The organism is Devosia sp. (genome assembly GCF_028290645.1).
Classification (GTDB): Bacteria; Pseudomonadota; Alphaproteobacteria; order Rhizobiales; family Devosiaceae; genus Devosia_A.
This window is the reverse complement of sequence record NZ_JAQGJL010000211.1, coordinates 1-7259: the sequence shown is the minus strand read 5'-3', so window position 1 is coordinate 7259 and position 7259 is coordinate 1. Positions and strand designations below refer to the sequence as shown.

Annotated in this window: 6 protein-coding genes; 1 reads left to right on the top strand and 5 read right to left on the bottom strand. The window is 66.3% G+C overall.

Translation table 11 applies throughout. The annotated features are described in order from the left end of the window. On the bottom strand, positions 1 to 1127 hold a 1127-nt coding region (locus JWQ89_RS12075), incomplete at its 3' end, for an LON peptidase substrate-binding domain-containing protein (protein ID WP_299641328.1). Between the two features lie 221 nt (positions 1128 to 1348). Then, positions 1349 to 2485, bottom strand: coding sequence for a citrate synthase (locus tag JWQ89_RS12070; protein WP_299641326.1), 1137 nt, complete (start codon positions 2483 to 2485; stop codon positions 1349 to 1351). An 86-nt stretch (positions 2486 to 2571) separates the two neighbouring features. On the opposite strand from JWQ89_RS12070, the gene JWQ89_RS12065 reads away from it, so the two are divergent. Continuing rightward, positions 2572 to 3654: a citrate synthase/methylcitrate synthase gene (locus JWQ89_RS12065; protein WP_299641324.1), complete on the top strand. Its 1083-nt coding sequence runs from the start codon at positions 2572 to 2574 to the stop codon at positions 3652 to 3654. 319 nt (positions 3655 to 3973) lie between these two features. Here JWQ89_RS12065 and cysK read toward each other — a convergent pair whose 3' ends face one another. From cysK to clpX, 3 genes are all read right to left on the bottom strand, one after another. After that, positions 3974 to 5029 (bottom strand): cysteine synthase A, encoded by a 1056-nt coding sequence (cysK, locus tag JWQ89_RS12060; RefSeq protein ID WP_299641322.1) that lies wholly within the window; start codon positions 5027 to 5029, stop codon positions 3974 to 3976. Between the two features lie 99 nt (positions 5030 to 5128). Beyond that, positions 5129 to 6085, bottom strand: coding sequence for a small ribosomal subunit Rsm22 family protein (locus tag JWQ89_RS12055; RefSeq protein ID WP_299641321.1), 957 nt, complete (start codon positions 6083 to 6085; stop codon positions 5129 to 5131). A gap of 85 nt (positions 6086 to 6170) precedes the next feature. After that, positions 6171 to 7259: ATP-dependent Clp protease ATP-binding subunit ClpX (gene clpX, locus JWQ89_RS12050; RefSeq protein ID WP_299641319.1), on the bottom strand; the 1089-nt coding region annotated here is incomplete at its 5' end.

Genomic DNA, 7259 nt, shown 5'->3' with positions numbered 1-7259 from the left:
GCAATCGACTTGCCGAGCGAGGTCTTGCCGACGCCTGGAGGGCCGACGAGGCAGAGGATCGGACCCTTGAGGGTGCCGGTGCGGCCCTGCACGGCCAGATATTCCAGGATGCGTTCCTTGACCTTCTCGAGGCCGTAGTGATCTTCGTCCAGCACCTTTTCGGCGAGGACCAGGTCACGCTTGACCTTGCTCTTCTTGCCCCAGGGCAGGCCGAGCAGCGTATCGAGATAGTTGCGCACGACGGTGGCTTCGGCCGACATCGGGCTCATGGACTTGAGCTTCTTGAGCTCGGCGTCGGCCTTGGTCCGCGCTTCCTTGGAACGCTTGGTCTTCTTGATCTTCTCCTCGAGCTCGGTCAGCTCGTTGGAGCCTTCCTCGCCGTCGCCCAGCTCGCGCTGGATCGCCTTCATCTGCTCGTTGAGATAGTACTCGCGCTGGGTCTTCTCCATCTGCCGCTTGACGCGGCTGCGGATGCGCTTTTCCACCTGCAGCACGCCGATCTCGCCTTCCATGAGGGCGAGGATCTTCTGCAGCCGCTCGGCCACGGCGGTGGTGCCGAGCAGGTCTTCCTTCTGCTCGATCTTGATCACCAGGTGGCTGGCGATGGTGTCGGCGAGCTTGGAATGGTTGGTGATCTGGCTTACGGCGTTGACCACCTCGGCCGAAATCTTCTTGTTGAGCTTGACGTAGTTCTCGAACTCGCTCTGGGCGGAACGCGCCAGCGCTTCGAGTTCGGTCTCGTCTTCCTCGGGTTCCGGCAGCGTCGTCGCTTCGGCTTCGAAGTAGTCGACGGTCTGCAGGTACTGGTCGATCTTGGCGCGACGCAGGCCCTCGACCAGCACCTTCACGGTGCCGTCCGGCAGCTTCAGCAGTTGCAGCACCGAAGCGATGGTGCCGGTTGAATAGATCTCATCAGGCGACGGATCGTCGTCCTGGGCATTCTTCTGGGTGACGACGAGGATGTGCTTGTCGTCACGCATTACCTCTTCGAGCGCCTTCACCGACTTTTCACGGCCGACGAAGAGCGGCACGATCATGCCCGGAAAGACAACGATATCGCGTAGCGGTAGCACCGGGTAAACCCGATCGCGATCAAATCCCGCGCCGCTTTGGGTAACGTCCGACATATTTGGTCCTTTCCTGGACGCAGAGCTCTAGGGAGGGAAGGCGAGCCCGCGCCGTCTAGCAATCTGGCTGGTCCCCACGATGGGCGGCGAGCCTGATTCTGCAGAGTAGATAGGGTCTCAGCGCCAAAGGGCAAGTCAACCTACCCGTAATCACGGTTATCCTCGCAATGCGGCGCCACTGTGTGCCGGCCTTGCATCAACCGTGCGCTACGCAGTCGCGCTTAACGGGCCCGTATGGCGGGGCCGACATAGCGCGCCCGTGGGCGGATCAACTCCCCGGTTGCCGCCTGTTCCAGCATATGCGCAAGCCACCCGACGGTGCGCGCAAGAGCAAATATGGTGGAGGCCGCATGGCGCGGCAAGTCGTACGCGGCGCTCATCGTTGCAAGCGCAAAATCGATGTTCGGCCGTTCGTCCACAAGTTTCTCTCCGGCGGCCCTGAGAGTGCGGAAATTCGGCGGTATGTCGATGGCAGCCAGCAGGGCCTCGCCCCGCACATCGCCGCGCGGGTAGAGGCGATGCCCGAAGCCCGGAATGACGCGGCCTTCGCCGAGCCAGTCCCGCAGGGCTTCGGGGGCGCGGGCACCCTGCGGGCCGATGTCGATGGCGAACGCCAGCACCGCCGCGGCAGCGTTGCCGTGCAGCGGACCGGAGAAGGCGGCGAGGCCGGCGAGCGCGCCGGCAGCCAGCGATGCGCCGGTGGACACTGTGACGCGGGCGGCAAAGGTGGAGGTGTTGAGTTCGTGGTCGGCCAGCAGCACCAGTGCCCGACGCAGGATATCGGCGAGCTCGGGGCGTCCCAGGCTGGCCGCGAGACGGACGTGCAGCGGGCCGCTGCCGCCGCCCAGCAGCGCATCGGCGAATGAGGCGAGCACCCCTGCGGCATCGGCGCGCAGTTCCCACGGGCCGAGCTCGGAACTCGGAGTACCAGACACGGCGCGCTCGGCGAGGGTGGCAAAAGCGGCGGCCATCGGGGTTGGACCGGCGGGGCGTCTAGCGGCTGCCGGCATGGTCCACGGCCCGTCCCAGAGAAGCGTCGCGACATCTTCCAGCGTGGCCGTTTCGGCCAGCTCCACCGCGTCCACACCGCGGTAGTAGAGGCGCCCGCCGCTGACGGTCGAGATGGCCGACGGCAGGACGGGATCGCCCCAGCTGATCGCGTCGGACGCAACCACGGCCGCGCTGCGGCGGCCGCGGGCCCGGGACGCCAGCCGGTCCACATCCTCTTCGCTGTAGAGGCTCCGGCGGCTGTCGACGGGGTCGGGCCTCGCCCGGATGCGCCCGCGGCTGACATTGGCATAGAGCGACTGCGGCTTGCTGCCGAGCCGGGCCAGTGCCTCGGTTGCGCTGAGCCACATGGCGGCCTCACATTGATCGATTTCGTCAAGATTGACGTCAATGTTAGCCCGCCTATCGTTGGATGGAAACAGCTTAGGAGCCCAAAATGAACGACGGTCTCGAAGACGTCATTGCCGCAGAAACCGTGCTTTCCGATGTGGACGGCCTGGCCGGCCGCCTGATCATCCGCGGCCAGCCGCTCGAGGCGCTGGCCGGCAGCCGCTTCGAGGATGTGCTGGCTTTGCTGTGGGATGGGTTCTTCCCGGACCTACCCGGCGATCTTCGCGGCCCGCTCGCCGAGGCAAGGGCAACGGTCTTCAAGTCGGTCCGTGCGCAGCTTCCGCTCCTCGCCGACCGGCCTGCCTACGACGCGATGCGGGCATTGATCGCGACGCTGCCCGACAGGTCTGATCTGGAGACCGCCCTGCTCCTCGCGGTGGGGCCCGCGGTTATCCTCCCTGCCCTCATCAGGCAGCAGCGCGGCCTCGCGCCGATCGCCCCCGACCCGTCCCTGGGTCATTGCGAGGACATGCTGCAGATGCTGACCGGCGCTCGTCCCGCGCCGGCCGCAGCGTCGGCGCTCGACACCTATCTCCTCGCCGTCGCCGAGCACGGCCTCAACGCCTCGACCTTCGCCGCCCGGGTGGTCGCGTCGACGCTTGCCGGGCTCAACTCCTCAGTGCTGGCGGCGCTCGGCGCCCTGAAGGGGCCGCTGCACGGCGGCGCGCTCGGCCCGGTGCTCGACATGCTCGACGCAATCGGCAATGCCGACAACGCAACGGCCTGGATCGAGGGCGAACTGGCGAGCGGCCGCCGCCTGATGGGGTTCGGGCACCGCATCTACCGTGTGCGCGACCCGCGGGCCGATGCGCTGAAGACCGCGCTCCGCCGGCTCAGCGAGAGCGGCACCATCGACATGTCGCGCATCGGCTACGCCACCGCGATCGAGACGGCCGCGCTCGCCGCCCTGCAGCGGCACAAGCCTGACCGGATCCTCGTCACCAACGTCGACTTTTTCTCCGTGCTGCTGCTCGAGGCGCTGGACTTTCCGCGTGACACGTTCACCGCAGTATTCTCAGCCGGCCGCGTCGGCGGCTGGATTGCCCACGCGCGCGAGCAACTGGCGAATGGCAGGCTGATCCGGCCGAAGTCCAGGTATGTCGGACCGGTGCCGCAGGTGGCGGCATAGCGGAGAACTGTCCCCCCGCGTCCCCTGGGGAGAGGATCAGGGTAGGGGGCCTTGCCGCAAACGCTGAGCGAGGGGAAGGCCCCTCACCCGACGCTGCGCGTCGACCTCTCCCCCGAAGGGAGAGTTAAGACGGAGCCCACGCCCGGACCTGATCTGCCGGCCCCCCTTCCCTTCTCCCCTCAAGGGAGAAAGTGGCGCGTAGCGCCAGATGAGGGGTGAGGATCCCTCCTCCGGCGGAGATGTGGCAGCATCGCTGGATGCTGCCACTGAGTGGGCCCTCTCCCCTGAGGGGAGAGGGGACGATGGGGCCGTTCCGTCCCTAAGCCGCCACCTTCGGCGGCAGCTGCTGGCCCGGGGTCGAGACCGAGATCGCTTCCTCTTCCGGGGTCATCTCCGCCGGCACATCCGCGAAGAGCGGCGTCGAGAGGTAGCGCTCACCGGTGTCGGGCAGCATCGCGAGGATGGTCGAGCCGTCCGGCGCGCTTTCCGCCACCTTCAGCGCCGCGGCGAAGGTGGCGCCGGCGGTGATGCCGACGAATATGCCTTCCTTCTGGGCGAGCAGCTGCGACTGCTTCATCGCGTCCGGGCCGGCAATGGTCAGGATCTGGTCGAACAACTTTTCGGTCACCGCCTCGTTGGTGATCCACGGGATGAAATCGGGGCTCCAGCCCTGGAACGGATGCGGCTTCCACGCCGGATGGCTGCCGGTCGCGGCGTGGTCGGCGCGACGCTCCTGCGCCTCGCCGCTGGTCAGCATGGGCGCGCCCTCGGGCTCCGCCACGACGATTTTCGTGTTCGGGCTCTTGTCCCTCAGCACGCGGCCGACGCCGGTGAGCGTGCCGCCGGTGCCGAAGCCGGTGACCCAGTAGTCGAGCTTCTCGTCGGCGAAATCGCGGAGGATTTCCTGCGCGGTGGTGCGCATGTGAATTTCCGGATTGGCTTCGTTCTCGAACTGCCGGGTCTGGAACCAGCCATTGGCCTCGGCCAGCGATTCCGACTTGCGGATCATGCCGTTGGCGCGCTCGGCCGCCGGCGTCAGCACCACCTTGGCGCCGAGAAAGCGCATGAGCTTCCGCCGTTCGACCGAAAAGCTCTCGGCCATCGTCACCACCAGCGGATAGCCCTTGGCGGCGCACACCATGGCGAGGCCGATGCCGGTATTGCCGCTGGTGGCCTCGATCACCGTCTGTCCCGGCTTCAACGCCCCGGACTTCTCCGCCGCTTCGATCACGCCCAGGGCCAGGCGGTCCTTCACCGAGCCGAGCGGGTTGAAGGCCTCGATCTTGACGTAGAGCTTTACGTTCTTGGGCCCGAGTTTATTGATCCGGACGACAGGCGTATTTCCGATGGTACCCAGAATATCATTGAACTTCATGGTTCTTCCTCATGGTTCCCCGCTTGGACGGAGCCTATCCGCCCGCCCGCGCGCCGACAAGTGAACCCGTGGTACGGAATTCAGCAGACGACTGACCTATCAGATGGCGTCGCCCCACTCGAGCTTCTTCGCAGCCTTGAACGCCGCCTTGTCGCGGCTCATGACGACCCGGCTCTCAAGACCCTCTGGCCCACAGACCGCCAAACTCACCGAGAACTTGTTCTCCTCGGGTCGCCGGATCACCCTTCCTGCCGCCGGCGCGCCGATGCCCGGCCTCGCCACCACCAGGTAGCTGAACTTCTCGTCCTCGTAGCCGAGCGTGCCGCCCTTCATTCGCATGTGGTCGCGCGTCCGGCTGAGCCGCACCGAGAAATGGCACCAGTCAGGCTCGATCAGGGGACACTCGGCCTTGTGCGGGCACGGTGCCAGCACCCTGCCGCCGAGTTCGATCAACCGCCGGCGCATGGCCAGCAGCCGCTGGTAATCGCGGGGCCGCCCGGGCTCAACGATCAACAGGGCGCCGTCGCAATGGCGCCAGAGCCGCTCGGCGGCGGCCAGCAAAGCGGTGTCGCCAAGCTCCGTCAGGGCGTAGGCGCAGGTGACGAGGCCAAACCGGCGGCCCAGTTCGAACCGCCCGAGATCATTCTCGATCAACTCCACGCGAGCATTGCCGCCATCGCCCGAAATCGCCTCTGCGAGGGTGAGGAACTCCCGGTTGTGGTCCATGAGCGTCAGCAACGCATCCGCAAATACCTCGGCCACCGCCCAGGACGCGGTGCCGGGCCCTGCCCCGGCATCCAGCACCGTCTCCGGCGTGAAGCCCGGCGCGCGCGCTTGAAGTTCGTCGAGCACCGCCGACACCGCCGCATAGGTCGCCGGCATCCGGCTCAGCGCGTAGGCGAGCGCATCTCCGGCGCCACCGATCACCTGCCGCGAGGCGCCGCGCTGCCTATAGTGCTCGGACATAGTGGCAGCGCTGGCCGCGAGGCCCTTGCGCCCGAGGCCATCGGCAAGGCGGCGGATCGCGTCGGACAAGGCTGGTGGGAGGTCGGTCATGCCGAACCTATGCCATCCGTCGCCGCCCAAAGCAAAGGCCCCGCCGGTGACCGGCGGGGCCTTTGAAACTTCGGCCACGAAGGCGTCAGGCGCTGGTCGACAGCGCCTCTTCCTTCTTGCGCTCGGCGTAGATGTAGAGCGGGCGGGTGTCTTTGCCGTTCACCACTTCCTCGCTGATCACCACTTCCTCGACCCCGTCCAGCGACGGCAGGTCGTACATCGTGTCGAGCAGGATGCCCTCCATGATCGAGCGGAGGCCGCGGGCGCCGGTCTTGCGCTCGATGGCGTGCTTGGCGATGGCCTTGAGCGCGTCCTCGTGGAAGGTGAGTTCCACGTCTTCCATCGAGAACAGCCGCTGGTACTGGCGCACCAGAGCGTTCTTGGGCTGGGTCAGTATTTCGATCAGCGCCGGCTCATCGAGGTCCTCGAGAGTCGCCAGCACCGGCAAACGGCCGATGAACTCGGGGATGAGCCCGAACTTCACCAGGTCTTCCGGCGCCACTTCCTTGAGGATATCGCCGACGCGGCGGTCCTTGGGGTCCTTGACCACGGCGGCAAAGCCGATGCCCGAGCCTTCGGAGCGCGACGAGATGATGCGCTCGAGGCCGGCAAAGGCGCCGCCGCAGATGAACAGGATGTTCGTCGTGTCCACCTGCAGGAATTCCTGCTGCGGGTGCTTCCTGCCGCCCTGCGGCGGAACCGAAGCGACGGTGCCTTCCATGATCTTCAGCAGAGCCTGCTGCACGCCCTCCCCCGACACGTCGCGGGTGATCGAGGGGTTGTCGGACTTGCGAGAGATCTTGTCGACTTCGTCGATATAGACGATGCCGCGCTGCGCCTTCTCGACATTGTAGTCGGCCGACTGCAGGAGCTTCAGGATGATGTTCTCGACGTCCTCGCCGACATAACCGGCTTCGGTGAGGGTCGTGGCATCCGCCATGGTGAACGGCACATCGAGAATACGGGCCAGGGTCTGGGCCAGCAGGGTCTTGCCGCAGCCGGTGGGGCCGATCAGCATGATGTTGGATTTCGCCAACTCAACGTCGGTGCCCTTGGCGGCATGGGCCAGGCGCTTGTAATGGTTGTGGACGGCAACCGACAGGATGCGCTTGGCCTGTTGCTGGCCAATGACGTATTCGTCGAGAACCTTGATGATCTCCTGCGGCGTCGGAAC